This window comes from Microbacterium kunmingense, assembly GCF_023155745.1.
Taxonomy (GTDB): Bacteria; Actinomycetota; Actinomycetes; order Actinomycetales; family Microbacteriaceae; genus Microbacterium; species Microbacterium kunmingense.
In genome coordinates, this window is the sequence record NZ_JAKNUS010000008.1 from 120,349 (window position 1) to 147,178 (window position 26,830).

A 26,830-nucleotide genomic window follows, 5' to 3' on the forward strand; every position below is an offset into this window, starting at 1 on the left:
CCTGGTGGCATGAAGCCCGCCCCCGGCGCACGCGTCCGTCGTCCCCTCATCTGGACCTCGGTGATCGCGGTGCCGCTCCTGGCGGGTGCCGCGATCGCGGCGCCGATGGCAGCCAGCGGCGCGGTCGACCTCCCCGACAAGACCCCGGCAGAGCTCATCGCGTTCGCCGAAGCGAGCGACGTCGACGCCCTCAGCGGCACCATCGAGCAGACGTCCGAGCTCGGCCTCCCCGATCTCGACGCCCTCACCGGTTCCCCCGACGGCGACGACGACGACGCATCGGCGGCGCAGCTCGACGATCTCATCTCCCTCGTCACCGGATCGCACACGGCGAAGGTCTATCTCGACGGCGACAGCGCGCGCCTTCAGGTGCTCGACCGACTCGGCGAGCGGAACGTCTACGTCGACGGTGCTGCCGACGAGGTCTGGTACGTCGACAGCGAAAGCCTGTCGGCGACGAAGCTCATCCTCCCGAGCGAGGACGATCTCGCGGACGCCTACGGACGCGACGCGACGGCCCCCCGACCAGGCGCTCTGCCGACCCCCGACGAGATGCTCGATCAGGCCCTCGCCCGTCTGGATGACAGCACCGAGGTGACCGTCGGCACCGACGCGCGTGTCGCCGGTCGCGAGGTCTACGAACTCATCCTGACCCCCCGCACCGACGACACCCTGGTCGGCGATGTACGATTCGCCGTCGACGGCGAGACCGGCGTCGCCCTCGCGGCATCCGTCAGTTCCCGCGCCGCCACCGCACCCGCCTTCGAGATCGCCTTCACCGAGGTCGATTTCTCCGCCCCCGACCCCGCCGTCTTCGCCTTCGCACCCGGCGCCGACATCACCGTGACCGAGAAGGACGTGCCCCTGCCCGCGAAGGACGACCGGGGCTCCGCCTCCGCGCCGGATGCGGCCGCGCCGACCGTCATCGGTGAGGGCTGGTCGGCCGTCGTCGAACTGCCGACCCCGGGGATCGACGCCGAACAGCAGGCGATGATCGACGGCCTCACCACCGCCGTCGACGGCGGCCGGGCGCTGCAGACATCGCTGGTGAGCGTCATGATCGCCGACGACGGGCGCATCCTCGTCGGCGCCGTCCCGACGCAGCGCCTGGTCGACGTCGCCGGACGCTGACACCCGCCGGTGACGATCCCCTCTGACGCCGACCGCACGACGGACCTGGCCGTCGAGACGCACGGCCTCACGAAACGATTCGGCACGCAGACCGCCGTCGACGGGATCGATGTGGCGGTGCCGCGCGGGGCGGTGTTCGGATTCCTCGGGCCCAACGGGTCGGGAAAGACGACGACGATCCGGATGCTGCTGGGACTCATCCGCCCGAGCGGTGGTCAGGCGATGGTGCTCGGGGAGGCGATGCCGCGCTCGCTCGACAGCGTCCTGCCGCGGGTCGGCGCCCTCGTCGAAGGTCCCGCGTTCTCCCCCTTCCTCACCGGTGAGCAGAATCTCCTCCGCTTCGACGCCGCCGACAGGCACTCGTCCGGCCGCACCCGCCGCGAGCGGGTCGCCCGGGCGCTCGAGCGCGTCGGCCTCAGCCACGCGGCGAAGAAGAAGGCCCACGCGTACTCGCTCGGGATGAAGCAGCGCCTGGGGCTCGCGACGGCCCTCCTCATGCCCCGTGACCTCCTCGTGCTGGATGAACCGACGAACGGGCTCGACCCGCAGGGAACCCGCGAGGTGCGTGCGCTGATCCGGTCGCTCGCCGCCGACGGGACGACCGTCTTCGTCTCGAGCCACCTGCTCGCCGAGGTGGAGCAGCTCTGCACGCACGTCGGTGTGATGAGCGGGGGTCGCCTCGTCGCGCAGGGCACGCTCGACGAGTTCCGTCGCTCGGGTTCGCGGTCGCGGGTGCAGGTGCGCACCCCCGACGTCGAGTCGGCCTGGGCCGTGCTCGCCTCCTTCGGAGTGGAAGCGGAAGGTCGGGAGGCCGCGGACGACCGTGACACCGCGACCGGCGTCATGCCCGCCGGCGTCTCGCCGGAAGCGATCGTGGCCGCCCTCGTCTCCGCGGGCGTGCGGGTGCGGGGATTCGCCGTCCTGACCGAGAGCCTCGAGCAGCGCTTCGTGGAGCTCACCGGGGAGGGCTTCGATGTCGTCGCGTGAGGACGCCGTGATGCGATCGGCGGGCCCCACCGGATGGGGGACGCTGCGGTTGCTGGGCAACGAGCTGTCCGTTCAGTTCCGGCGGTGGCGGACCTGGGCGATGCTCGGAGCCCTGGCGCTCATCCCCCTCCTCCTCGGCGTCGCGATCCGCTTCTTCGGTGGCTCCGACCCCGGACGCGGTCCGGCGTTCCTCGACCAGATCACCGGCAATGGGCTGTTCGTCGGACTGGCTGCCCTCACCGTCGCCATCCCGCTCTTCCTGCCGCTGACGGTCAGCGTGACCGCCGGCGACGCCATCGCCGGTGAGGCGAGCCATGGGACACTCCGGTACCTGCTGATCGCGCCGGCCGGTCGCATCCGCCTGCTGCTGGTCAAATACCTCAGCGCCGTCGTGTTCTGCCTCGCCGCGACCCTCACGGTGGTGGCCGTCGGGTCGATCGTCGGGGCAGCCCTCTTCCCGGTGGGGCCGATCACACTGCTCTCGGGGGCGCAGGTCTCGATCGGCGAGGGGATGCTGCGACTTCTCGCAGTCGGGGCGTACGCCTCCATCTCGCTCATCGGCCTGTCGGCCATCGGCCTCTTCCTCTCGACGCTGACCTCGGTGCCGGTCGGCGCGATGGCGGCGACCGCGATCCTCGCCGTCACCGCGCAGATCGTCGGGGCCATCCCTCAGCTCGACGCCCTGCATCCCTGGCTCTTCACCGATCGGTGGCTCGACTTCGGCGACCTCCTCCGATCGCCCGTCGTCTGGGACTCGTTCGCGGCCAACACCCTCCTGCAGGCCGGGTACGTCGTGGTGTTCGGAGCCGCCGCGGTCCTCCGATTCGCGACGAAGGACGTGCTGTCGTGACGCGCGGCTCACGGTGATCACGAAAAGGTAACGGAAACACTTCCCTTCGTTACCTCGCCGTTATAGAGTGCTCGCACGGTAGTTGTTTTGCTGTGGCAGCTGCCGACATGTGATTGCAGGACACTCTTGGTGCAAGGGACAAGGGCCGGTCGGGAGCCTCACCGACCGGCCCTTACTCTGTGCCGGCGCCCGCTCGGCTTATACATCCCCTGAGAATCACGAAAAGGTAACGACGAGCCCTTCCCTTTCGTTATCTCCCCGTTATAGAGTGCTCGCACGGTAGTTGTTTTGCTGTGGCAGCTGCCGACATGTGATTGCAGGACACTCTTGGTGCAAGGGACAAGGGCCGGTCGGAAGCCTCTCCGACCGGCCCTTACTTGTGCCCGCTCCCGGCGCGCCCGCGATCACGCTGCGCGCGTGATCACGGTGCGCACACCGACCACTCGCCCACCACTCCCCGGTGATCGCTCCCGGGAACCGCGAAGCTGTCCCACGCCGTCGGGACGGCACCGCGGGCGAGGACGTGGTCGATGGCGGTGAACGCCGGCACCGGGCGCTCCTCGGGCCAGGTCGGCCAGGGGACCGGCCCCGCCGCCTCGGCCGCGGTGCGCAGCGTCGACGCGAGGTGGCGGAACGCGGGGTGCGCATACGACGCGTTCAGATCACCCGCCACGATCAGACGCTCATCGGGGGTCTCCCGGATCCACTGCTCGAGCGCACGGAGGCCAGCCCGCCAATCGGCGGGCTGGCCGATGGGCGGCGGCGGGTGCACCGCCGCCACCCGGAACTCCTCCCCGCCGGGGAGGGCGGCGACCGCGGTGACCTGATCAAAGACGCTCCCCTCGATGTCCTCCTCGTCGCTGAGCGGGAAGGCGGAGAGAATGACGCTGCCGTTCACCCCGCCCTCGCTGGTCTCGCGGGTGCGGTGCGGCAGAGCCTCCGCCAGCCCTCGTTCGCTCAGGACCGCCGCGATGTGCGCCTCGTCGGTCTCGACGAGTACGACGATGTCAGCGTGGGCCCGATCGATCCGCTCCGCGAGCAGTCCCGGGTCGGCCCCGGCGAACTTGGCGTTGAAGGCGACGACGGTCACAGGCGCCCCCTCGACGCACCCCGCGTCCGCGCGCAGCGGGGTGAGGGTGGGAAGGCCCGCGAGCACCGCACCCACGACGAGGATCGCCGCGGCCGCCCACGCCCGGAAGATCAGCGGCACCACGGCGAGCACCACCAGCCCGACGGCTCCGAGCGGAACGAGCGCCTGCGCTGCCGGCATCAGACCCCCGACGAGGACGTCGAGATGCGGGAGCGCCACCGCCACGACCGCGATCGCGAGGGCGGCCCCGGTCCAGACCCATCTCGAACGGCGGCGACGGGTTGTTCCCACCCGGCCACGCTAGCCGCCGAGCCCGTCCTGCCGCGTCGTCTCTTCGGAAATCCTCAGGGTCCGTGAACGTGCGGACAATGCCCCGCCCCTATTCCTGGGAGCATGCGCTCGCCGAACACCGTCACCGCCCCACTCCGCACCCCCTCCGCCCCTCAGGCAGACGATCGGGTACGACGCAGGCGCCGGTGGCGGAACGCCGTCACCGGATCCGTCCTCGTCGTGGCGCTGGCGCTCGGCGGAACCACCGCCTGGGCGGTCGACCGGTTCCTCATCGAGCACGTCGAGATCGCCGACGTTTCGGCGTACGAGGAGGCGAACTCCCCTCTCCACGACAGCACCGACGGCGCCGACACCGACGGGAGCGCCGCCACGGACACCGCGACGGCGGTCGTCACCGACACGTCCTACACCGACGACGACAGCTCGATCACGATCTCCACCGTGACGACGGGAACAGGGGACGACACGGTCACCTACTACGTCGCCGACGTGACGGTGACGGATGCCACGCAGCTGCGCTCCGCGTTCGCGAAGGACCAGTTCGGCGAGAACATCACCGAGACCACCAGCCGGATCGCGTCCGATAACGACGCGATCCTCGCCGTCAACGGCGACTACTACGGCTTCCGCTCGACGGGCATCCTGATCCGCAACGGCGTGATCTACCGCGACGAGGGAGTGCGCGAGGGGCTGGCGTTCTTCCTCGATGGGCACGTCGAGGTGTACGACGAGACGACGACGACCGCGGAGGAACTGCTGGCCGCCGGTGTCTGGAACACCGTCTCGTTCGGTCCGGCGATCGTCGAGGACGGCGAGACGGTCGCCGGCATCGAGGATGTCGAGGTCGACACCAACGTCGGAAACCACTCCATCCAGGGCGACCAGCCGCGCACCGCGGTCGGCATCATCGACGACAATCACTACCTGTTCGTCGTGGTCGACGGCCGCTCCCCCGGGTACAGCGCGGGCGTGACCCTCACCGAGCTTGCCGAGATCATGACGAGCCTCGGCGCGACCACCGCCTACAACCTCGACGGTGGCGGGTCGTCGACGCTCTACTTCAACGGCGAGGTCGTGAACCAGCCCTCCAACGGCGGCGAGCGCGGCACCTCCGACATCCTCTACGTGGCGGGGTGAGGGCATGATCGTCCTGGTGCCGGCCTATCAGCCCGGCGCGGCGCTGCCCGTTCTCGTGGGTCGGTTGAGAAGAGCGGATGTCGGGTCCGACGTCGTGGTCGTCGACGACGGCAGCGGCTCCGCCTTCTCGGGGGTCTTCGACGAGGCAGCCCGAGAGGGTGCGACCGTGATCACCCACTCGCGTAACCGCGGCAAAGGCGCGGCGCTGAAGACGGGCATCCGCGACATCCTCGCCCGCTTCCCCGGACACGACGTGGTGACCGCCGACGCCGACGGGCAGCACACCGTCCACGACATCCAGCGCGTCGCCGACGCCCTCGCGTCCGACGTCTCGCACCCGCCGACACTCGTGCTCGGTGCCCGCGCCTTCCACGGCACCGTGCCCCTGCGCAGCCGCCTGGGCAATTCCGTCGCGCGGAGGCTGTTCGAGATCGCCGCGGGCTGGAAGGTGTCCGACACCCAGACCGGGCTTCGCGGCATCCCCGCGGACATGCTCCCGTGGCTCCTGAACGTGCCGGGCGAGCGCTTCGAGTACGAGACCGAGATGCTGCTCCGCCTTCGGAGCGCGGGTTTCGAGGCGCGGGAGGTCGCCGTCGACACGCTCTATCTCGAGAGCAACGCCTCCAGCCACTTCCGCCCCCTCGTCGACTCGGTGCGGGTGACCGCTCCCCTCGTGATCTTCGCCGCGTCTTCGCTTCTGGCGTTCCTCGTCGACACGATCGCGCTCCTCGTCCTCACCGCGCTGACCGGCTCGCTGATCGGGTCGATCGTCGGGGCCCGCGTGCTGAGCGCCTCGGTGAACTTCGTCGTGAATCGACGATTCGTCTTCCGCCGACGTGGGCGGCAGCGGCTGGTCGCGCAGGGACTCGGCTACACGACCCTCGCCCTGCTGCTGCTCGGCTCCAACGTCGTCTGGATGACCTTCCTCACCGACCTGGGCCTACCCCTCCTCGCGGCGAAGGTCGTCACCGAGACGGTGCTGGCGGTCACCAGCTACCAGGTGCAGCGCCGCGTGGTCTTCGCCGGCCGACGGACCGGTCCGGATGGTCGGCGACGCTTGGCACCGTCACAGGAACGGCAAAGGAGCGCCGAAGCGCCCGGCGATCGGATGGATCTGACCATCCCCTGCCGTGAGAGGACACCATGAACGCCACCCTTCTGCTCATCGCCGCCGACATCGTCGCGGCCGTCATCCTGAGCCTGGCCCTCTACTACCGGCGTCACCGCCGCCGTGATCTCGTCGTGGCCTTCCTCGGGGTGAACGTCGGAGTGCTGGCGGTGACCGTGGTGCTCGGCAGCTCCGAGGTGGCCGTGGGACTGGGACTCGGGCTGTTCGGCGTGCTGTCGATCATCCGGCTCCGCTCGTCGGAGATCTCTCAACGCGAAGTCGCGTACTACTTCTCCTCGCTCGCGCTCGGACTCGTCGGCGGCCTGCCCGCGACCGAGCCGTGGATCCCGGTGTCCCTGATGGGCCTTGTCCTCCTCGTGATGGCCGTCGCAGACCACCCCCGGCTTCTCAGCCACTCGCGCCAGCAGACCGTGCAGATCGATCGCGCCATCGCCGACGAGGCCGAGCTCCGCCGCGTGCTGGAGTCCCGCCTGCGCGCCACCGTGACATCCCTGACCGTTCAGCATCTCGACCTGGTCGACGACACCACGCTGGTCGACGTCCGCTACCGCCTGCACCCCGACACGAGACCGATGGCGACGGCGACGCGCACAGCGGCGGACTCCCCCACCCTGGAGCGCGCACGATGACCACGTCCTTCGACCTCGCCCGCTTCGAGGGGATCGACCTCGACAGCCTGATCGCCGAGGCGTCGCTGCAGACCCGCATCGACCGCAAATACGTCCTCAGCCGGGAGTCGGCACGCCACGTTGTGGCCGGCTTCGACGACGCCACACGCGTTCTGGACACCCACGGCATCCGCTCCTTCCGATACGAATCGGTGTATTTCGACACCCCCGACCTGCTCAGTTTCCGCATGGCGGCGCACCCGCGACGACGTCGCTTCAAGCTCCGCACCCGCACCTACCTCGACGCGCAGGCGGCTTTCCTCGAGCTCAAGACGCGCGGGGCGCGGAGCGCCACCGTGAAGGAGCGCGTCCGATACCCCCACACGGAGCGCACCACGCTCACCGACCTTGCCCGCAGCTACGCCGCCGAGGGCTTTTCCGCCATCGGTGTCGCCGAGGAGCGGGCCGACGACCTCGGTTCACGGCTCACCACGACCTACCGGCGGGCGACGTTCGTCGCTCCCGACGGCTCGGCCCGCTGCACGCTCGACACCGAGCTGCGCTGGGTCGACGTCGAGGGGATGACGCTCCTCACCCCCCGCCTGGCGGTGATCGAGACGAAGTCGGGCTCCGCGGCATCCGCCTTCGACCGCGCGCTCTGGCGCGCCGGGCACCGTCCCGTGAGCATCAGCAAGTACGCCACGGGGCTCGCCGCGCTCCACCCCGGCCTTCCCCGCAATCGGTGGGCGCGTCTCCTGCGCGGGCCGTTCGCCGACGCGATCCGCCACCACCCGACCCGACAGAAGGAGACCCCATGCGCACCCGCCGCCTGATCCTGCCCCTCATCCCGCTGAGCCTCGCCGGACTCGTCCTCGCCGGCTGTGCGACCACCATCGCGCTTCCGACTGAGACGTCCGACACCTCCGGAGGATCTCAGACCAGCCAGAGCGAGACGACCGTCGCCACGACGACGGACACCACCGCCGAGGCCGTTCTCGCGGCCAACGAGAACGCGACAGTCGTGCGCGACGACGAATGGTCGGCGAGCGATGCGTCCGAGATCACCCTCACCGGTGACGGGGCGACGACCTCCGCCTCCGGCGTCACCACCGAGGAAGGCACGGTGACGATCACCGAATCCGGGGTGTACCGCCTGAGCGGCGACCTCACGGGCTCGGTGGTGGTCGCCGCCCCCGACGACGCTCTGGTCGTGCTGATCCTCGACGGCGTCACCATCACCAACGCCGATGGACCCGCCATCGAGGTGGTCACCGCCGACGACGTCGCCGTCTCCCTCGCCGAGGGGAGCACGAACACCCTCTCGGATGCCTCGTCCTACGCCGACGACGCCGATGCCAACGCGGCGCTGTACAGCGCCGCCGACCTGACCATCACCGGCACCGGCTCGTTGACGGTGGCGGGGAACGGCAACGACGGCATCGCCGGCACCGACGATCTCGCCGTCCTGTCGGGCACCATCACCGTCACAGCCGTCGACGACGGTCTGCGGGGGGAGGACTCGGTCTCGATCGAGGGCGGCACCGTCTCCATCGACGCCGGCGGGGACGCGATCAAGAGCGACAACGAAGAGGAGGACACCCGCGGCTACATCCTCCTCGAGGACGGCGCGGTCGATCTGACGGCGGGTGACGACGGTCTCGACGCGTACACCGACATCGTCATCACCGGAAGCACGCTCTCGGTGGCGGCATCGGGCGACGGCGCGCACGCCGACTCCGTGCTCGTCGTCGCCGGTGGGACGGTCATCGTCACCGAGTCCTACGAGGCACTGGAAGCCCCGGCCGTCACGATCGAAGGAGGCGAGATCGACATCACCGCCTCGGACGACGGCATCAACGCCGCCAGCCCGACCTCGACCGGCGGCGGCATGGCTGACACCGGCGAGACGATCGACGTCAACGGGGGCACCGTCGTCGTCCGGGCGGGCGGCGACGGACTGGATTCGAACGGCTCGCTGACCATGTCGGGCGGCTCGCTGACGGTCTTCGGTCCGCAGGGGGCTCGGGGCGATGGCGCGCTGGACGCCAACGGCGCCTTCGCCGTGACCGGCGGGACCCTCGTGACGGTGGGCGGCGCGGGCGTCGCACAGGCATCGGGCGACAGCTCGACCCAGCCGTGGCTCTCGGCCACCGCATCGGGAAGCGCGGGCGACCTCATCGAGCTCGTCGACGACGCTGGCGAGACCGTGCTATCCCTCACGGCGGAGGTGTCTTTCAGCACGATCGTCATCTCGTCGCCCGATCTCGTCGCCGACGCCGAATACACCGTCATGGTGGCCGGCGAGTCGGTGACCACCGTCACCGAGGGCACCGCGACGATCGGTCAGGGCGGCCCGGGCGGCCAGCCCGGCGGCGGTGCCGGCGGACCCGGAGGGGGCGGCCAGCGCCTCTGACCCTCAGACCGGCATCCGTCGATCGCCTCCCCCGGTGCGGTCGGCGGATGCCGCTGTGCGCGGCCCTTACCGGCGGACGGTCAGAGCGGAAGCCGCACCGAGAAGGCCGTCCGACCCGGCGCGCTGCGGACGCCGATCGTCCCGCCATGCGCACCGATGATTGCCTGCGCGATCGAGAGCCCGAGGCCCGTGCTCCCGGCATCCCGATTGCGGGAGGAATCGCCTCTCACGAAGCGCTCGAAGAGCACCTCGCGGACGGCAGGGTCGATGCCGGGGCCGTCGTCCTCGACCTCGAGCACCGCCTCATCGCCGTCGCGTGCCAGCCTCGTCGTGACGATCGTGCCCTCCGGGGTGTGCGTGCGCGCGTTCCGAAGCAGATTCAGGATGACCTGTCGCAGCCGATTCTCATCTCCGCGGACCTCGATCTGATCCTCACTGATGTCCAGGCGCCACTCACGCGCGGGGTCCGCGGCGTGCGCATCGCTGACCGCGTCGATGGCGAGGAGGGTGAGGCTCACCGGCTCGCGCCGCAGCGGCTGTCCGGCGTCCAGCCGCGCGAGAAGGAGGAGGTCGTCGACCAGCGATGCCATCCGCTCCGATTCTGCAGCGATCCGATCGAAAGACCGCGCCTGGGTCGGCGTCATCGGCGCGGCCTCCCCGAGGGAGAGCTGCGCGTATCCGCGGATCGACGCCAGCGGCGTGCGAAGCTCATGGCTGGCGTCGGCGATGAAGCGGCGGAGCCGTTCCTCGCTCTGATGGCGTGCGGCCAGGGCGGCCTCGATATGGCCGAGAAGGGTGTTCAGACTCGCCCCGACGCGGCCCACCTCGGTGTGGGTGTCGACGTCTCCCGACGGGACGCGCTCGGGGATGTCGACCTCACCCTCCGACAGCGGCCGGGAAGCCACTCGCTGCGCGACGTCGGCGACCCGGTCGAGGGGTCGGAGCGTTTGGCGCACGAAGACCGAGAGGGCGATGACGACGACGACGAGAGACCCGCCGGCGACCGCGACGAGGATGACGCTCAACGCGGACGTGGTCGCGGTGACCTCCTCCAGGGGGAGCCCGGCGACCACCGTCGTTCCGCGATGCGTGTCGGCCGCCACACGGAAGGCGCCCAGGTCGGCGAGGGTGACCGTGGTCGGGGTCCGCGGGGAGAGATCGGCGGCTTCGATGATGTCGATCTGCGTCTCGGTCAGCGCGAGGTCGGTTCCCGACGGTGTGACGTACTGCGAGCTGACGACGGCGCCGTCGGCGTCGAGGACCAGCTGCAGCGTTCCCGCGCGCGGCGCCGGGGCCGGCCGCCCGTCGGTCGGGCCCGGCGTGCGGGAATCCTCCGGCACCGCCTCGTCGCTGCGGCCGACCGCGAAATCGAGTCCCTCCAGCACCTGCGCATCCAGTCGCTCGTACACGAACGACTGGAGCGCGACGACCGTCGTGGCACCGGTGACGATGAACCCCGCGGCGACGACACCCGCCGTGCCGACGACGAGGGTGCGCCGGAGCGTCCAGCGACGCCGCGTCATGACGCGGATTTGATCGTGTAGCCGACCCCCCGCACGGTGTGGATGAGCGGTTCGCCGAGGGTGTCGATCTTCTTGCGCAGGTAGGAGATGTAGATCTCCACCACGCTGGAGTTCCCGCCGAAGTCGTAGCTCCAGACCTGGTCGAGGATCTGCGCCTTGCTCAGCACGCGCCGCGGGTTCTGCATCAGGTAGCGCAGCAGTTCGAACTCCTTGGCGGTCAACCTGATGGCGGTGCCGCCGCGCTCGACCTCGTACGTCTCCTCGTCGAGCGTGAGGTCGCCGACCGTCAGTCGCGGGTCGTTCGCCGCCACCACCGCGACGTGCCGGCGGGCCATGTTGCGCAGTCGCACCACGACCTCCTCCAGGTTGAAGGGCTTGGTGACGTAGTCGTCGCCGCCGGCGGCGATGCCGGCGATGCGATCCTCGACGGCGTCCTTCGCGGTGAGGAAGAGAACAGGCACGTCGTTGCCGCTCGCGCGCACGCGGGCGAGCACCTCCATCCCGTCCAGGCCGGGCATCATGATGTCGAGGACGAGGATGTCGGGGCCGAATTCGCGCACCAGGTTCAAGGCCTCCTGACCGTTCCCGGCGGTGCGCGCGTCCCATCCCGCGTGGGACAGGGCCATGCGCAGCAGGTCGCTCAGATTCGCCTCATCGTCGACGATGAGGGCGCGGATCGGCGTTCCGTCCGGTCGGGTCAGCGATGCGGGTGCCGTCATGGTCATAGTGTTCCCCGGTTCTCGATGCGCCGCCACGGATGTGTCGACCATGTCCTCGTCACCTTGGAGAGAGCTATGACTCCGCTCTCGCGCTCCCCAGCGTCGTCAGCTGACCCGCCCGTCGCCGGGCCGAGACACCCGCAGCCACCGGAAGCCGTACGGTGCGATCTCCATCCCGATGCGCCCCTTCTCCCCCAGCGGCATCCGGTCCGCCGCCAGCAGATCGACCAGCTGGGTCCCGTCCGGCTCGTCGGGGAGGGCGAACGAGATCGTCGCCGGCACGTCGGCGAAGTTGTGCACGGCCACCATCGCCCCGACCTCGGCGGTGAGCCTGTGCACCAGGACGGCAGGCACGTCGTGCTCGATGACCTCGAACGTGCCCCACCCGAGCTCGGGCGAGATCCGGTAGCGCGCGATGAGGTCGCGGACGAAGTGCAGCAGCGAATCGCGGTCCTCGATCTGATCGGCCACATTGACGTGCTCGGGGGCGTATCCGTCGCCCGGCAGCTGCGCGGGAAGACGCGACGGCGCGGCATCCGAGAATCCGCCGTTGCGCTCCCTCGACCACTGCATCGGCGTCCGCACCGCCTCGCGACTCTTGTCGTCGGGGTTCTCGCCCATGCCGATCTCCTCACCGTAGAAGAGGACAGGGGTGCCGGGGAGGGTGAACAGCAGGCTGTATGCCATGCGGATGCGACGGGGATCGCCGCCCAGCATCGTCGGCAGCCGCCGCACGATGCCGCGCCCGTAGATCCGCTGGCTCTCGTCGGGCGCGAGCGCCTCGAAGACCTCCTGGCGCTCGTCGTCGCTCAGCTGGTCGAGGGTCAGCTCGTCATGGTTGCGCACGAAGTTGGCGAACTGGGCCTCCACCGGCAGCTCCGGTCGCGACCGGAGCGCCTCGATGAGCGGGGCGGGATCGTGCCGCACGAGGGACAGGTAGAGCCGCTGCATCGCGACGAAGTCGAACTGCATGGTGAGCTCGTCGCCGTCCTCACCGCCGAAGTACACCACCTGCTCGTCGTAGGGGAGGTTCACCTCTCCCAGGAGGATCGCCTCGCTCGAGCGACGCTGGAGGAACTGCCGCACGTTCCGCAGGTAACGATGCGGGTCGGTCATCTCGGGGATCTCCAGGAGGGAGGGCACCGCGTCGACGCGGAATCCCGACACCCCGAGCTGCAGCCAGAACCCGACGGTCTTGGCGATCTCATCGCGCACCTTCGGGTTGGCGATGTTCAGGTCGGGCTGATGCGGGTAGAAGCTGTGGAGATACCACTCCCCCGTCTTCTCCTCGAGTTCCCAAATGCCGTCGGCCTCGCCGGGGAACACCGGGTTCTTCTGGTTCTTCGGCGGCGGGTCGCTCCGCCAGATGTAGAAGTCGCGGAACGGCGAGTTCTTGCTGCGCTTGGCGGCGAGGAACCAGGGGTGACGGTCGGAGGTGTGGTTGACGACGAGGTCGACGATCACCCGCATCCCCCGATCGCGCGCAGTGCGCACGACCTCGACGAAGTCGCCGAACGAGCCCAGGCGCGGGTCGATGCCGTAGAAGTCGGCGACGTCGTAGCCGTCGTCGAGGTCGGGGGTGGGGTAGATCGGCATGAGCCACAGGCATGTCACCCCCAGTTGCGCCAGGTAGTCGATGCGGGCGGCGAGCCCCTGCAGGTCGCCGATGCCGTCGCCGTCGGAGTCGAGGTAGGTCTCGACGTCGAGACAGTAGATGACCGCGCTCTTCCACCACAGGTCGCTGGTGTCGGTGATTCTCATACGAGCTCCCGGAGGCGAGGAAGGATGCTGCGCTCGGACGCCGCGAGGAAGTCGGCCTGGTCGCGCCCGACGTGGTGGAGATACACGCGGTCGAAGCCGATGTCGACGAGCTCGGCGACCCGCCCGGCGAGCGCCCGAGGATCATGATCGACCAGCACCGCCCTGCGCAGCTCCGCCTCGTCGGGATCACCGACGGCACGATCGAAGTCTTCGGGCTGCTCGAAGTCCCACGCCTCCGGCGGCGAGACCAGGCCGTTCGGCCACTGGTCCTTCGCCAGGGCGATCGCCTCGGCGTCGGTGTCGGCGAAGCTGACGTGCACCTGCAGCACGAGGGGCCCGGTGCCGCCTCCTTCGCGGTAGGCGTCGATCACGTCGCGCAGCACGTCGGGCGCCTGGGCGACCGTGGCGAACCCGTCGGCCCACGACCCTGCCCACCGCGCAGTCTGCGTGCTCACCGCAGCGGCGAAGAAGGGCGGCGGCGCCTCGGGCCGCGACCAGACGCGGGCGCGGTCGACGCGGATGAGACCATCGTGGCTCACCTCCTCGCCCGCGAGGAGCCGGCGCATGACCGTCGCGCTCTCGAGCAGGCGCGCGTTGCGGATATCCTTCTCGGGCCACGGGTCGCCGGTGACGTGCTCGTTCATCGCCTCCCCGCTGCCGAGCGCCGCCCAGAAGCGGCCGGGGAACATCTCGCCGAGGGTGGCGATGGCCTGTGCGTGGACGACCGGGTGGTACCGCTGACCCGGCGCCGTCACCACGCCGAAGGACATGCGGGTGGTCGCGAGGGCCGCGGCCAGCCACGACCAGGCGTAGCCGGACTCCCCCTGTCTCACGCCCCACGGCGACAGATGGTCGGAGCACATGGCGGCGTCGAAGCCCGCGGCTTCGGCGCCCTGGACATCGCGCAGCAGCGCGCTGGGCGGAATCTGTTCGTGCGAGGCGTGGAATCCGATGACGACCATGACTCCACCGTGCCCGCCCGAGCGGAGAACCGGGAGGGGTTCCGCTGCGCCTCACGATCGGCTAGGGCCGGGTGGCCGCCGTCGCGGGATCAGACGCCGCCGCCCCCACCGCCGCCCCCGCCGCCCCCGGCCGATCCGCCGCCGCTGGATCCGCCGGAGCTCGACGACGACGCCGCGGTGGCCGACAGGCTGCCGATCCCCGCCGAGAAGGCCGCCGCGTTGAAGCCGGAGGTGCCGACGTACCAGCCGGGGGTGTGGTCGCCGTAGTAGACGGCGAGGTGCTGCGCCCACTCCTTCTCCTGGCCGAACACCACCGCGTACGGCAGCAGGCGCTCGTACAGGTGGAGCATCTCCCGGGGATCGGCGGTGTCGATCGGGCGGCGCTCGGCGCCCGACGGGGACTGCAGCATCCGGATGCGATCCGCCTCCGCCCACTCGATGAACATCTTCAAGCCCTGGAGGTGATCGCGCACCTCCGCACCTTTCGCGCTCAGCGGTTGGACCGACAGCACGCCGACCGTCACGATCGTGAGGCCGGATCCCAGCACGATGAGCAGGATCGGCAGGAGGGGGTCGACCGACGCCGCGAGGGCGAACGCACCGAAGAGCACGATCAGCACCCCGACGGCGATCGCGCCGACGATCGGCCACGCCCTGACGCGCGCGGGGATGGTGCGGTAGAGCCCGCGGCTCTTCAGCTCCGCGCGCCCGGCGGCGAGGATCTTCTGGGCCGTCCGGGAGAAATGGGTGTCGTTGCCGCCGAACTCGTAGATCTCGCCGGGACGGAGACCGTCCGTGAACAGGCCCTCCAGCAGCATCCGGCCATCCCGGTCGGCGAGACCGGCATCGATCAGCTCGGCCTGGAGTTTCGCCCCGCCGAACCAGCGTTTCTCGCCCTCGAGGATCCGGATGCTGCCGACCACCGCCTGTTCGAGCACCTCGGCCGGGATCGCCTTGGCGGTCTTGCCCAGCAGCAGTGCGCTCTCAAGGGCATCGATACCCGGAGGCGGGGTGAACTCCGCGATGACCGTCGGGCGTCCCGGCGCGTTGCGCAGCGATCGGCGGTTCACCGCGATCGCCGCGCCGAGCATGCCGAGCCCGGCGATGCCCGCCGCGCCCTGGGCCCAGCCCCATCCCGACGCCAGGTAGGAATCGTCGAAGCGGGCGAAGGTGCCGGTCTCGAAACCCACCGCGATGGTCAGGGTCTCGGTCGGCGCGAGATCCTGTGCGCCCGCGGTGATGACGGCGCCGGCGGGGCTGTCAGCCGCTTCGATCCGGCAGGTGGTGGATTCGCCGAAGGCGCCCACGTAGCAGGCCTCGGCGCCGGTGAGCGCGTCGGCGAGTTCGGGTGGGACGATGAGCGTCGCCGTGACCTCCCCGAAGGGCTGACGCCACCCGTTGCCGTTGACGTCCCAGTAGAACTCGTCGCTGGTGTCGGCGAACGAGTCGGTGACGTTTCGAAGGGTGTAGGTGAACACGAACGTCTGGCGGCCCGAGAGGAAGTCGTCCGCGCGGGAGGTGACGGTCATCCACTCGCCCTCGGTCTCGACCTCGGCCGGTCGCGGGTTCCCCGCCTCGTCGGTGACCGAGACGAGCTCGGGGAAGGTCGGCTGCCCGTTGTACTCCGTCGGGATTTCGCGGCGGAGCCCCCGGTTCTGGTTCTCGGGGAAGACGGCGACGAAGGTCTCTACGACGCGCAGCGTGCTGGTGTCGTCCTCCTCGCGACCGAGGGTGAACTCGGCGTCCATGCGCTCGAAGACGAAGTCGTCGAGATCGCCCGCGGCCGATGCCGAGGCCGGTGCCGCCGCGGACGCCGACGCGGACGGCCCCGGCACGAGAAGACCGGCGAGGGCGAGGACCCCCAGGAGGAGCGTCAGCACGGTGGCGGTGATCCGACGCGTTCGCGGCATGCGCTCAGCCTAGGGTGCGGCGCCGTCGTCACCGGATACCCTGGGGCGGTGAACGATCGTCGCCTTGCCGTGGAGGCGTGGGAGAGCCTCTTCCGTGCGCAGCATGAGCTGTTCGCCGATCTCGGCCGCGACTTCACCGACTCACCGCTCCAGCAGGGCGAATACGACGTGCTGCTGACCGTCACCCGGGCACCCGACATGACGGCGCGGCTGCGCGACATCACGCGTCTGATGCTGGTGAGTCAGCCGTCGGTGTCGCGACTGGTCGACCGCATGGTCGCGCGCGGGTTCGTCACGAAGTGCCCCGACCCCGATGACGGTCGCGGCTCCCTCGTCCGGGCCACGGATGCCGGGGCGCGGGCGTTTCGCGAGGTGGCACGAATTCACGCCGCCCACATCGCGGAGCGGATGTCGGCGCTCAGTGAGGACGAGCTCAGGCAGCTGCGCGAGCTGACAGCCAAGCTCCGCGCAGCGCGAACCCCCGCCGGCTGAGTCCGACGGGGGTCGCGAGTGCTTTCTCTCAGCCGCTGAGCGCTACTGCTCTACCGGCTGCGGGTGGTCGGCCGACGGCGAGGCCGACGCGGTCTCGTGCGCCTGGAGCACCTGCGCACCGTTCTCGGTGGCGACCTCGATCTTGCGCGGCTTGGCCTTCTCGCTCACGGGGATGGTGACACTGAGCACACCGTTGCTGTAGCTGGCCGAGATGCGGTCGGTGTCGATGCCCTGACCGAGGTTCAGCTGCCGCACGAAGCTGGCCGCCTCCCGCTCGCGGGTGATCCACTTGACACCCTCGCCGGCGCTGAGGGTGCGCTCCGCGCGGATGGTGAGCAGCTGGCCGTCCACGTCGATGTCGACCGAGCCCGGGTCGATCCCGGGAAGGTCGGCGGTGAGGACGTAGTGATCGCCGTCACGGTAGAGGTCCATCGGCATGCGGCGCGGGCCGCGGCGCACGTCGAAGAAGCTCGTCGCCAGACGGTCGAGGTCACGGAACGGGTCGTACGTTGCCATGTTCGGTCTCCTTCACTGGATGAAATTCCTGAACTTGAGCCACGTCGACTCAAGTAGGTCCAGATTAGCACTCAGGCATAGAGAGTGCTAATGCCCGCCCTGTTCGCCGTGAGCGAACAGGGCGGGCAGTCGACGCATCGATCTATTCAGCGGTGAGGACCGTCCAGGAGCAGGGCGGCAGGGTGACGGAGACGACGCCGTCGGCGACCGTCACCGAGTCGTTGGCCTTCGGCGTCACCCGGTCGGGCTGCTCGAGCGTGTTCGCCGCGTGGATGTCGTCGTCGAAGACCGAGGTGGCGGCGGCGGAGGCGATCCCCTTCCCGAGCGCTGCGGCGTCGATGTCGAGGGTGACGGCATCGGTGGTGCTGCGATTGACGGCGAACACCGTGATCGCGTCACTGTCGGGGTCGTGCGTGGCGACCGCGTCGACGACGGGCACCTCGCCGAACTTCGACGTCTGGTAGGTGGGGCTGTCGAGCTTCAGCTCGAGGGCGATCCCCCGCGCCAGCTGCGAGGTCAGGGAGAACGGGTAGAAGGTCGTCTGGCGCCAAGCCGGACCGCCCGGCTCGGTCATGATCGGCGCGATCACGTTCACCAGCTGCGCAAGACTGGCCGAGGTGACCCGGTCGGCGTGGCGGATGAGCGAGATCATCAGGCTGCCGAAGACGACGGCGTCGAGCACCGAGTACCTGTCCTCCAGCAGGCGCGGCGCGACCGGCCAGTCCGCGACATCCGTGATCTTGTCGACGTCGTTGTAGCGGGACTGGTACCAGACGTTCCACTCATCGAAGGAGATGTCGATGGTCTTGTCGCTGCGCTTCAGAGCCTTCACGTGATCGGCTGTCGCCACCACCGCCTCGATGAACCGGTCCATGTCGACGCCCGATGCCAGGAAGCTGCCGAGGTCATCGCCCTCCGGTTCGTAGTAGGCGTGGCAGGAGATGTAGTCGACGTTCTCGTACGTCTCCTCCAGGACGATTCGCTCCCACTCGCCGAAGGTCGGCATCCCCGCTCCCGAGCTTCCGCACACGACGAGCTCGAGGTCGGGATCGAACTGCCGCATCGCGCGCGCCGTCGTCGCCGCCAGTCGGGCGTAGTTCTCCGCGGTGCTGTAGCCCAGCTGCCACGGACCGTCCATCTCGTTGCCCAGGCACCACATGCGGATGTCGTGGGGTTCGGGGTGCCCGTTGGCGACGCGCTGATCGGAGAGGCGGGTGCCCGCGCGGAGGTTCGCGTACTCGAGCACGTCGAGCGCCTCGAGGACCCCGCGGGTGCCGAGGTTCACCGCGTACATCAGCTCGCCGTCGACCTTCTTCATCCACGACGCGAACTCGTCGAGTCCGATCTCGTTCGTCTCCGTGGAGTGCCACGCCAGGTCGAGGCGCCGGGGTCGCTCCTCCCGAGGTCCGACCCCGTCCTCCCACCGGTACCCCGAGACGAAGTTGCCGCCCGGGTAACGGATGGTCGAGACCCCGAGCTCCCGTACGAGCTCGATGACATCGGTGCGGAAGCCCTCGGCGTCGGCGGCCGGGTGGCCCGGCTCGTAGATGCCGTCGTAGACGCACCGCCCGAGGTGCTCGACGAACGAGCCGAACAGGCGCCGGTTGATGGGACCGACCGTGAAGTGCGGGTCGATGGTGAGATGTGCGCGGATCATTCTTCTCTTTCGGGGAACGCGGGTTCAGCAGGACGTGCGGCGCGAGATCGGGATCACTTCAGGCTTCCGATCGCGAGCCCGCCCCGCCAGTACCGCTGGAGGGTGAGGAACGCGATGATCAGCGGGATCACCGAGACGAGCGAGCCGAGGATGATGATGCTCCACAGGGTCTGCCCGCCCGCCGCGCCGTAGGACGACGCCGTGGACTGCCACAGGCCGATGCCGACCGTGACGGGGAACAGGCGGTTGTCCGAGAGCATCACCAGCGGGAGGAAGTAGTTGTTCCACGACGCCACCACCGACAGCAGCAGCACCGTCACCATGGCGGGGCGCAGCAGCGGCAGAGCGACGGTCACGAACGTGCGGAACTCCCCCGCCCCATCCACGCGCGCGGCATCCAGCAGCTCGTCCGGAACCGCGTCCCGAGCGTACACGCACATCAGATACACGCCGAAGGGATTGAGCAGGGTGGGCAGGATCACCGCCCAGATGGTGTTGGTGAGGCCGACCTCGGCGAAGAGGACGAAGGTGGGGATCACCAGCGCCGTCGTCGGCACCATCACCGCGCCGAGGATCACCGCGAACCCGACCCGACGGCCGGCGAAGCTGTACTTGGCGAACCCGTAGCCCGCGAGCACGGCGAGCACCGTCGCGCCCACACCGCCAGCGATGGCGTAGAGCGCGGAGTTCCCGAGCCAGCGGGCGTAGATGCCCCCGCTGTAGGTGAACAGGTCGGTGAAGTTCTGGACGTAGTCGATGTCGCCGCTGAACCACAGTGCGCTCCCGCCGCCGAAGAGGCTGGCAGCGTCCTTGGAGCTGTTGACGATCAGCCACCAGAACGGGATGAGGAAGTAGATCATCAACCCCGCGAGGACGATGTTCAGCGGGATGCGACCGCCGATCCGTCTCGGGTCCGACCGGCGCTCGACGAGCTTGCGGGGGGCACGCTGCGCGGGGGGTCGTTCGACCGGTGTGACGCTCATGAGAAGAAGCTCCCTCGCTTGCGGGTCGCGAACAGGAAGATGTAGACGCAGATGAAGACCACCGCACCCAGCGCGAACGAGATCGCCGAGCCGTAGTTGTAATTGGCCAGCGAGAAGGCCTGCTGGTATGCGTACATGTTGGGCGTGAAGTCGTTGGGGATCGCGCCGGCCGCGAGCTGCTGGAGGATCTTCGGCTCGTTGAAGAACTGCAGCGTGCCGATCAGCGCGAACACCAGGATGAGCAGCAGCGCCGGGGCGATGAGCGGGATCTTGATGCGCAGGACGATCTGCCACTGCGATGCCCCGTCGATCCGCGCGGCCTCGTAGAGCGCCGGATCGACGCCCTGGAGGGCGGCGTAGAGGATGATCATGTAGTAGCCGGCCCACTGCCAGGTGACGATGTTGAGCAGGCCGTAGAAGATCAGGCTGCTGCTCAAGAAGTTCGGGGCGTCTGCGCCGAAGAGCCCGAAGATCTCCGCCAGGGGGCCGAAGTTGCTGCTGTAGAGGAATCCCCACATCAGCGCGCCGATCACGGTGGGGATGGCGTAGGGCATGAAGATCATCAGTCGCGAGAAGCGGGCGAACCGCGTCGTCACGATGTCGAGGATGAGGGCCACCGCCAGCGACACCGCCATCTGCAGCGGGATCAGCACCAGCGAGAAGCTGATGACGAACCAGGCGCCGCTGAGGAACGAGGGGTCCTGGAAGGCCTTGATGTAGTTGTCGAAGAGCACGAACCGCTCCCCGCCGATCAGCGAGGACTGGAACATGCTCAGGTAGAACGCGAACCCGATGGGCAGCACGAGCAGCGTCAGGAAGATGATCGCGAACGGCCCGACGAAGAGCCATCCGATCAGGTTCTGACGCGTCGCGGTGGAGCGACGCCGACCCTTCTTGTCGTGCGTCGCTTTCTCACGTGTGGAGGTGGCGAGTGTGGCAGTCATTGTCTCTCTCCCGTACGCGGGTGCGAGGGGGCCGGCCCGAGGCTGAGCCGCGGGCCGGCCCCCTCCACCTCACTCGACGACGGTGAACCCCTGCTCCTCGGCATAGGCGACGACGTCGGCCTGCAGCCGGTCGGCGGCCTCGGAGCCGGTGATGGATCCCTCGTTGATGGCGGCGATCTGCTCCGTCAGTGCGGAGTAGTAGTACTGCCCGATCGGGGTGTAGACCATGCCGGTGTAGGCGTTGGCCGCGGGGACGTACACGTCCTTGTTCGCCTGCTGCCCGTTGAAGAACGGCACCTCGTAGTCGAGGAACTCGGGCGAGTCCAGGACGTTCACGTTCAGCGGGAAGATGATCTGCTCCTGCCAGCCCTGATCCAGGGATGCCTGGTCGGCGTAGACCCCGAAGGCCACCTGCGCGGCCAGTTCGGGATCGCTGGCCTGGCTGGTCACCGCGAACGCCGAGCCGCCCCAGTTGATGGCGACGGGGTTGGCGGTGTCCCACTGCGGCATCGGGGCCGTGGCCCAGACCCCGGCGTCGGCACCCTCGCCGACACCGGCACCCTGCAGGTACCCCGGCGCCCACGCGGCGGAGAGGTAGGTCGCGTAGTCGCCGCCGATCACACCCGAGATGTACTCGGGGGTGAACTGGTCCTGCGTGCCGACCAGGTCCTCGGAGACGAGGTTCGCCCAGTAGTCGAGCATGTCCTTGATCCGCTGGTCGTCGAGGTTGATCTCGATCTCGCCCTCGTTATCGGGGCTGTAGGTGAACGGCTGAGCACCCGTCTGGTACATGAGCGCCGTCACGTAGGCCGGCTGGTTGGCTGCGAAGGAGGCGAAGAACGGCCCCCCGGCCTCTCGGGTGGAGCGGGCGACGGCCTCGAACTCCTCCCATGTGGTCGGCGGAGTGATGCCGTACTCCTCGAAGATGTCGGTGCGGTAGATCATGCCCATCGGACCGCCGTCGATCGGCGCCCCGTAGATGCCGTCTCCGACCGAGACATCCTGCCACGCGCCCTCGCTGAAGTTGTCCCGGACGTCCTCGTAGCCGAGGTCGCGGAGGTCGACCAGGGCGCCCTGGATCTGGAACGTGGGGATGCGGTCGGCCTCGACCATCACCACGTCGGCGAGGCCGCTGCCCGCGGAGACGCCGGTCTGGATCCGCTCGTACGCCGGCCCGCCGGCGCCGACGTTCGTCCAGCAGACCTGGACCTCGTCGTTGGCCTCGTTGAAGTTGTCGGCGACGTCCTCCATGTTGGGGTACCACGCCCAGAGGGTCACGACGGGGAGATCGGGCTTGGGGATGGTGTTCTCGCAATTGCTGGCGCCGGCGCCGCCGTCGGCGTTCCCGCCGTCGGTGCCTCCTCCCCCGCCGCCGTCGTTGGAACAGGCGGCAAGCCCGGCGGCGAGCGCGATCGTGGCTGTGACAGCAAGGACTCGCTTCGTCTTCACTGGAGATTCCTTTCGGTTCTGCGGGACTTCTTCGTCGGTGCGCGACCGGCTCCCGTGCGGGCGACGCCGCATGTCGGCGTCGTCGCCGGGAGCACTACAACGTTGTATTTGCAACGTTGCACAAACGATGGCACTCCGCGTGCGACGTGTCAAGATGTGGGAGGAAGATCGAGAACGGAAGGCGGGACCGACGATGGGACCCACGCTGCACGACGTCGCACGGGTGGCCGGCGTGTCCATCAAGACGGTCTCGAACGTCATCAACGACTACCCGCACGTGCGCCCGGGCACCCGGGACCGCGTGAACCTCGCCATCCAGCAGCTGGACTATCGACCGAATCTCTCGGCCCGAGGCCTGCGGTCGGGCCGCACCGGCGTCATCGGACTGGCCGTCCCCTCGCTCCGTGAGAACTACTTCGCCGAGCTCGCCGACGCGGTGATCCGCGCCGCCGAGAAGCGCGGACTCGGGGTCATGGTCGAGCAGACCGGCGGCCAGCGGGATGCCGAGATGCGGGCCGTCTCGCGCAGTCGTCCGCGCTTCCTCGACGGACTGCTCTTCAGTCCCGTCAGCCTCGGGCAGGAGGACGCCGAGCTCCTCGCCGTCGACGGCCCCCTCGTGCTTCTCGGCGAACGGATCTTCGGCGGCCCCACAGACCACGTGACGATGCACAACATGTCGTCGGCCCAGGCGGCCACCGAGCATCTCATCGAAATCGGCAGACGGCGCATCGCGCTCATCGGCGCCGATCCCCGTCACCGCGACGACGAGGCCAACTCGGCGAACCTGCGGCTGCGCGGCTACCGGCGCGCCCTGGAGCAGGCGGGCATCGCGTTCGATCCCGACCTCGTACGGCCCGCGGTGATGTCTGACTGGAACCGTGCGGGCGGGGCCGCGGCCACGCACCGCCTCGTCGCCGACGGGGTGGACTTCGACGCCGTGTTCGCCCTCACCGACACCCTCGGGCTCGGCGTCCTGCGAGCGCTCGGCGAAGAGGGACTGCGCGTGCCCGAGGACGTCGCGGTCATCGGCTTCGACAACATCGACGAGAGCCAGTACTCGGTTCCGTCGATGTCGACCATCGACACGGGTCGAGACGAGATCGCCGCGATCGCGGTCGACCGGCTCATCGAGCGCATCAAGGAGAAGGGCGAGCGACGCCCGCCCGAGACCTACAAGCCCGACTTCCGGGTGGTGCGCCGCGAGTCGACCGGTTTCCCCGATTCCGACACCGCCTGAGAGCTCACGGGTCGCCGGCGAACCGTTCCGATGACACGATCTGCTGCGCGGCCCGGCGCAGCGCCAGCAGCAGAGGCTCGGTGAGGACCGTGCCGAGGACGACGTATCGCACCGCGTCCTCGAGCGAGTCGCCGGGGATGCCCGCGATCTCGGCCTCGGCGATCCGACGCGCCGCGACGATGTACTCGTCCATGACGGCGGATGGCACGGTGAACCCGGCTCGCTCGAGGGTTGCCAGCGCCACCGCGAGACCTCCGAGCAGACCCGGCTCACACGTGCCGGGTCGCCCGCCGAGCCGCTCGTACAGCGCCTCCGCCGAGCCGGTATCAGCGCCCTCCGGTGCAGCGGGCGTGACCGCCGCATGGGCGACCCCCAGCAGGTCGTAGGCACCTGCCGGCGGGGCGTCGAGCGCGGTCACCACCTTGCGGATCTCGGCGACGCTCACCCCAGCGGCAATGAGCGCGCGGATCACCCGCAGTCGTTCGACGTGTCGTGGGCAGTACTCCGCCTGCGTGGCGGCCGTGCGAACCCCCTCGGGCAGCAGTCCCTCGCGCAGGTAGTACTTGATGGTCGGCACCGCGACGTCCGCGGCGGCGGCCAGCTCGGAAATCCTCATCGCCCCCCTTGCATTGGATAGTACCGCTATCCATACTGGATAGTGACACTATCCAGAGAGGTCTGAATCATGAGCAGGATCGTCGCGGGACGGATGACGCACCACCACGAGGGCGAACTCGTCGTTTTCCACATCGGCATGCAGATCAACCGTTGGTGGCGCGTGGATCAGTGGCTCCCGGTCTTCCTCGCGATGCCGCGGATGCTCCGCGAGCAGATGAGCGACGAGGAGTCCGGCATGCTCGGCTCGCAGCTGCTCTTCGGCGCCGGCGGCCCGTTCGTCGTGCAGTACTGGTCGTCGATCGACAGGCTCTACGCCTACGCATCGTCGATGGACCATCTGCACCGGCCCGCGTGGACGGCGTTCAACCAGCGTGCGCGGAAGGCGCCCGGGGCGGTCGGCATCTGGCACGAGACATTCCTCGTCGATCGCGCCGAGAGCATGTACGTCTCGACGAAGCCGATGGGACTGGCCGCTGCCACCGCGCTCGTCCCGGTCACGGGACGGCATGATCGCGCCCGCGCCCGTTTCGCCGACGGCCGCACCGCAGCATCCGCCCCGAACTGACCTCGCCGACCCGCTCTAACGCGCGCAACCCGGGGATATCACCCGGGGAAACAGAAAAGGCCCCCGATGGGGACCTCTTCCTCACTGTCTCAACACAGTGCGCGCCCGAAGGGACTCGAACCCCTAACCTTCTGATCCGTAGTCAGATGCTCTATCCATTGAGCTACGGGCGCCCGCGCTCCCTGCCGAATCCGGCGCGCGAGCACCACATGAGAATACCCCACCGGGGGCGGCGCCGCGAATCGAGCGCGGGCCGGGTCACGAGGGATCGCTCTCCCGCCGGCGCGCCCGTCGATGTGCGGACAGCCGCGGGAGGTCGACCAGTCGCAGCGCCTGCATGCGCGCACTTCGCATCGTCTCGTAATCCGGGTCGAGGTCGGGACGCATCGCCTCGACCCGCAGGCGTCGCTGCAGGTTCGATTCCACGTCGCCCCACGCGGCATCCCGAGCTTTCTCGACCAGGTCGCGCACCGCCTCGGGATCCTCGGCCATCTCGCGAAGTCGCTTGGCGACGCCCTCGTACTGGCGGCGCCGGCGACGCAGATTGCGGGTGTCGCGGTCGCGGTAATCGTGGGTGCCGTCGGGATCGGAGAACTTGCCCCACGCCTTCTTGCGCTGGCGGCGGGCGAGGTCGGCGGCGGCGTCCTGTTCGTCGGCGAGCGCGAGCAGCGTGGCGCGCGCGAAGTGCTCGAACGGTTCGTACTGGAACGTCTCGTTGTTGGCGATCGTCTCGACGAGGATGCGATTGCGCACCGTCAGGCGCGCGGCGGCGGCGGCGATCGAGACCCCCTCGCCGATGGCTTCGGCGGTCTTGCCCATCGTCACCCCCTCGCCTCCAGGCTACCGGCCGGTGAGCGGGCGCCCCGGCTCCAGGCTCAGGCGATCGCCGAGATCCGCCAGGAGGCCTCGGCCGACGCGCCCGGCTCCAGCTCGATGAGGCCGGTGTCGAAGTCGTAGCGGCCGTCGTTGAAGGCGTCGGGAGCGCACGTCATCGGCTCGACCGCGAGCCCCAGCCGGGAGACCGCGCGGTCGGGCTTGTCGGCGGTGTGGATCTGCGCCCAGGGGCAGGCGGTGTCCCACGTCATCGCGACGCCGGTGCCGTCGGCGGCGGTCACGCGCACCGTGGCGAAGCCGTCGTCGTCGCGGGCGAAGCCGGTGTAGGCGTGATCGATCTCGACCGCTCCGATCCGCCGCGCGCGACGGAAGTCGAAGCGCTCCGCGCCGGCGGTGTCGACCGGTTCGAGCGAAATGGGGATCAGTCGGTCGTCGGTGACGGTGAGCACCTCATCGGCCGGAAGCTCGAGGGTCCACTCGTCGACGAGGCCGGGGCCGGCGACGAGGTACGGGTGCGGTCCGGTCCCCCAGGGTGCGGGCTCGCCACTGTGGTTGTGCACGCGGACGGTCTGGGTGAGACCCTCGGCGGAGAGCTGGAAGGTCGTCTCGATCCCCAGCTCCCACGGGTAGCCGGTCTGCGCGACGACGGTCGCTGCCAGGGTGACGTGGCTCGGCCCCTTGTCGATCGCCTCGAAGTCGAGCCACGACGCCAGGCCGTGCAGGGCGTGCCCTCGCGCGGGCTCGGTCAGCGCGACGCGACGCTCGACGCCGTGGAAGGTGAAGACGCCGTCGACGACCCGGTTCGGCCAGGGTGCGAGCGTGGCCCCGCGGTAGGACGGCCGCACCTCGTCGGCGCCGAAGGGGACGACGAGGTCGCGGCCCTGGAAGGTCAGGCACCGCAGCGTCGCGCCGACGCTGGCGATGCACGCCTCGTAATCGCCCGCGCGAAGGGAGTGCTGCGTGCCGGAAACGGGATGCGAGACCATGTCGATGCTCCTGGGGTGTGGTGACGTTCGAGTATGAC

Annotated in this window: 25 protein-coding genes and 1 tRNA gene; 11 read left to right on the top strand and 15 right to left on the bottom strand. The window is 69.4% G+C overall.

Translation table 11 applies throughout. From position 1 onward, the window contains the following. Positions 1-9 precede the first annotated feature (9 nt). From MA875_RS12730 to MA875_RS12740, 3 genes are read left to right on the top strand one after another with little or no spacing between them, the layout of a single operon-like run. Entirely contained in the window at positions 10-1,131 is a 1,122-nt protein-coding gene (locus MA875_RS12730; protein WP_248242622.1) for a LolA family protein, read from the top strand. A 9-nt stretch (positions 1,132-1,140) separates the two neighbouring features. After that, positions 1,141-2,118 (top strand): ABC transporter ATP-binding protein, encoded by a 978-nt coding sequence (locus MA875_RS12735; protein ID WP_248242623.1) that lies wholly within the window; start codon positions 1,141-1,143, stop codon positions 2,116-2,118. After that, a complete protein-coding gene (locus MA875_RS12740; RefSeq protein WP_372492578.1) occupies positions 2,105-2,968 on the top strand; it encodes an ABC transporter permease in 864 nt (287 codons plus the stop codon). Before MA875_RS12735 ends, MA875_RS12740 begins: the two co-directional genes overlap by 14 nt. Positions 2,969-3,389: 421 nt before the next feature. On the opposite strand, the gene MA875_RS12745 is transcribed toward MA875_RS12740, so the two are convergent. Beyond that, the gene (locus MA875_RS12745) at positions 3,390-4,349 is read right to left on the bottom strand and encodes an endonuclease/exonuclease/phosphatase family protein (protein WP_248242624.1); all 960 of its coding nucleotides are present in this window, start codon (positions 4,347-4,349) and stop codon (positions 3,390-3,392) included. Positions 4,350-4,451: 102 nt separating this feature from the next. Here MA875_RS12745 and MA875_RS12750 point away from each other — a divergent pair, with 102 nt between their 5' ends. Genes MA875_RS12750 through MA875_RS12770 form a run of 5 tightly spaced genes read left to right on the top strand, consistent with a single transcriptional unit; the run spans position 4,452 to position 9,636 of the window. Next, positions 4,452-5,486, top strand: coding sequence for a phosphodiester glycosidase family protein (locus MA875_RS12750; protein WP_248242625.1), 1,035 nt, complete (start codon positions 4,452-4,454; stop codon positions 5,484-5,486). A gap of 4 nt (positions 5,487-5,490) precedes the next feature. Continuing rightward, positions 5,491-6,633: a GtrA family protein gene (locus MA875_RS12755; RefSeq protein ID WP_248242626.1), complete on the top strand. Its 1,143-nt coding sequence runs from the start codon at positions 5,491-5,493 to the stop codon at positions 6,631-6,633. Beyond that, entirely contained in the window at positions 6,630-7,244 is a 615-nt protein-coding gene (locus MA875_RS12760; RefSeq protein ID WP_248242627.1) for a DUF4956 domain-containing protein, read from the top strand. The genes MA875_RS12755 and MA875_RS12760 overlap by 4 nt, the downstream gene beginning before the upstream one ends. Continuing rightward, complete coding sequence (locus MA875_RS12765; RefSeq protein ID WP_248242628.1) at positions 7,241-8,056, top strand: polyphosphate polymerase domain-containing protein; 816 nt, start codon at positions 7,241-7,243, stop codon at positions 8,054-8,056. Before MA875_RS12760 ends, MA875_RS12765 begins: the two co-directional genes overlap by 4 nt. Continuing rightward, entirely contained in the window at positions 8,038-9,636 is a 1,599-nt protein-coding gene (locus MA875_RS12770; protein ID WP_248242629.1) for a carbohydrate-binding domain-containing protein, read from the top strand. Before MA875_RS12765 ends, MA875_RS12770 begins: the two co-directional genes overlap by 19 nt. A gap of 80 nt (positions 9,637-9,716) precedes the next feature. On the opposite strand, the gene MA875_RS12775 is transcribed toward MA875_RS12770, so the two are convergent. From MA875_RS12775 to MA875_RS12795, 5 genes are all read right to left on the bottom strand, one after another. Continuing rightward, the gene (locus tag MA875_RS12775) at positions 9,717-11,159 is read right to left on the bottom strand and encodes a sensor histidine kinase (RefSeq protein ID WP_248242630.1); all 1,443 of its coding nucleotides are present in this window, start codon (positions 11,157-11,159) and stop codon (positions 9,717-9,719) included. Further along, entirely contained in the window at positions 11,156-11,878 is a 723-nt protein-coding gene (locus MA875_RS12780; RefSeq protein ID WP_443677186.1) for a response regulator transcription factor, read from the bottom strand. Before MA875_RS12780 ends, MA875_RS12775 begins: the two co-directional genes overlap by 4 nt. Before the next feature lie 105 nt (positions 11,879-11,983). Next, complete coding sequence (locus MA875_RS12785; protein ID WP_248242631.1) at positions 11,984-13,639, bottom strand: alpha-amylase family protein; 1,656 nt, start codon at positions 13,637-13,639, stop codon at positions 11,984-11,986. Then, positions 13,636-14,601, bottom strand: a complete 966-nt coding sequence (locus MA875_RS12790; protein WP_248242632.1) for a TIGR03885 family FMN-dependent LLM class oxidoreductase — start codon at positions 14,599-14,601, stop codon at positions 13,636-13,638. The genes MA875_RS12785 and MA875_RS12790 overlap by 4 nt, the downstream gene beginning before the upstream one ends. Positions 14,602-14,690: 89 nt before the next feature. Continuing rightward, positions 14,691-16,511 carry a DUF2207 domain-containing protein gene (locus MA875_RS12795; protein WP_248242633.1) on the bottom strand — a complete coding sequence of 607 codons (1,821 nt, stop codon included), beginning with the start codon at positions 16,509-16,511 and terminating at the stop codon, positions 14,691-14,693. A gap of 48 nt (positions 16,512-16,559) precedes the next feature. Here MA875_RS12795 and MA875_RS12800 point away from each other — a divergent pair, with 48 nt between their 5' ends. After that, entirely contained in the window at positions 16,560-17,003 is a 444-nt protein-coding gene (locus MA875_RS12800; RefSeq protein WP_248242634.1) for a MarR family winged helix-turn-helix transcriptional regulator, read from the top strand. A 42-nt stretch (positions 17,004-17,045) separates the two neighbouring features. On the opposite strand, the gene MA875_RS12805 is transcribed toward MA875_RS12800, so the two are convergent. The 5 genes from MA875_RS12805 to MA875_RS12825 form a co-directional block, all read right to left on the bottom strand. After that, a complete protein-coding gene (locus MA875_RS12805) occupies positions 17,046-17,519 on the bottom strand; it encodes an Hsp20/alpha crystallin family protein (protein ID WP_248242635.1) in 474 nt (157 codons plus the stop codon). A 142-nt stretch (positions 17,520-17,661) separates the two neighbouring features. Further along, on the bottom strand, positions 17,662-19,176 hold the full coding sequence (gene arfA / locus MA875_RS12810) for an arabinosylfuranosidase ArfA (protein ID WP_248242636.1): 1,515 nt from the start codon (positions 19,174-19,176) through the stop codon (positions 17,662-17,664). 53 nt (positions 19,177-19,229) lie between these two features. Then, positions 19,230-20,159, bottom strand: coding sequence for a carbohydrate ABC transporter permease (locus tag MA875_RS12815; RefSeq protein WP_248242637.1), 930 nt, complete (start codon positions 20,157-20,159; stop codon positions 19,230-19,232). After that, entirely contained in the window at positions 20,156-21,103 is a 948-nt protein-coding gene (locus tag MA875_RS12820; RefSeq protein ID WP_248242638.1) for a carbohydrate ABC transporter permease, read from the bottom strand. Before MA875_RS12820 ends, MA875_RS12815 begins: the two co-directional genes overlap by 4 nt. A 69-nt stretch (positions 21,104-21,172) precedes the next feature. Then, positions 21,173-22,552 (bottom strand): ABC transporter substrate-binding protein, encoded by a 1,380-nt coding sequence (locus MA875_RS12825; RefSeq protein ID WP_248242639.1) that lies wholly within the window; start codon positions 22,550-22,552, stop codon positions 21,173-21,175. Positions 22,553-22,745: 193 nt separating this feature from the next. Between MA875_RS12825 and MA875_RS12830 the strand changes: the two genes are divergently transcribed. After that, positions 22,746-23,789: a LacI family DNA-binding transcriptional regulator gene (locus MA875_RS12830; RefSeq protein ID WP_248242640.1), complete on the top strand. Its 1,044-nt coding sequence runs from the start codon at positions 22,746-22,748 to the stop codon at positions 23,787-23,789. Between the two features lie 4 nt (positions 23,790-23,793). Here MA875_RS12830 and MA875_RS12835 read toward each other — a convergent pair whose 3' ends face one another. Next, positions 23,794-24,405, bottom strand: a complete 612-nt coding sequence (locus MA875_RS12835; RefSeq protein WP_248242641.1) for a MerR family transcriptional regulator — start codon at positions 24,403-24,405, stop codon at positions 23,794-23,796. 69 nt (positions 24,406-24,474) lie between these two features. On the opposite strand from MA875_RS12835, the gene MA875_RS12840 reads away from it, so the two are divergent. Beyond that, positions 24,475-24,972, top strand: a complete 498-nt coding sequence (locus MA875_RS12840; protein ID WP_248242642.1) for a DUF4188 domain-containing protein — start codon at positions 24,475-24,477, stop codon at positions 24,970-24,972. A gap of 100 nt (positions 24,973-25,072) precedes the next feature. Here the strand turns inward: MA875_RS12840 and MA875_RS12845 are convergent. The 3 genes from MA875_RS12845 to MA875_RS12855 form a co-directional block, all read right to left on the bottom strand. Beyond that, positions 25,073-25,145: transfer RNA gene (locus MA875_RS12845), tRNA-Arg, on the bottom strand. Positions 25,146-25,230: 85 nt separating this feature from the next. Continuing rightward, a complete protein-coding gene (locus MA875_RS12850; protein WP_248242643.1) occupies positions 25,231-25,791 on the bottom strand; it encodes an asparagine synthase in 561 nt (186 codons plus the stop codon). A 56-nt stretch (positions 25,792-25,847) separates the two neighbouring features. Next, positions 25,848-26,792, bottom strand: coding sequence for an aldose 1-epimerase family protein (locus tag MA875_RS12855; protein WP_248242644.1), 945 nt, complete (start codon positions 26,790-26,792; stop codon positions 25,848-25,850). Between the last annotated feature and the right edge of the window lie 38 nt (positions 26,793-26,830).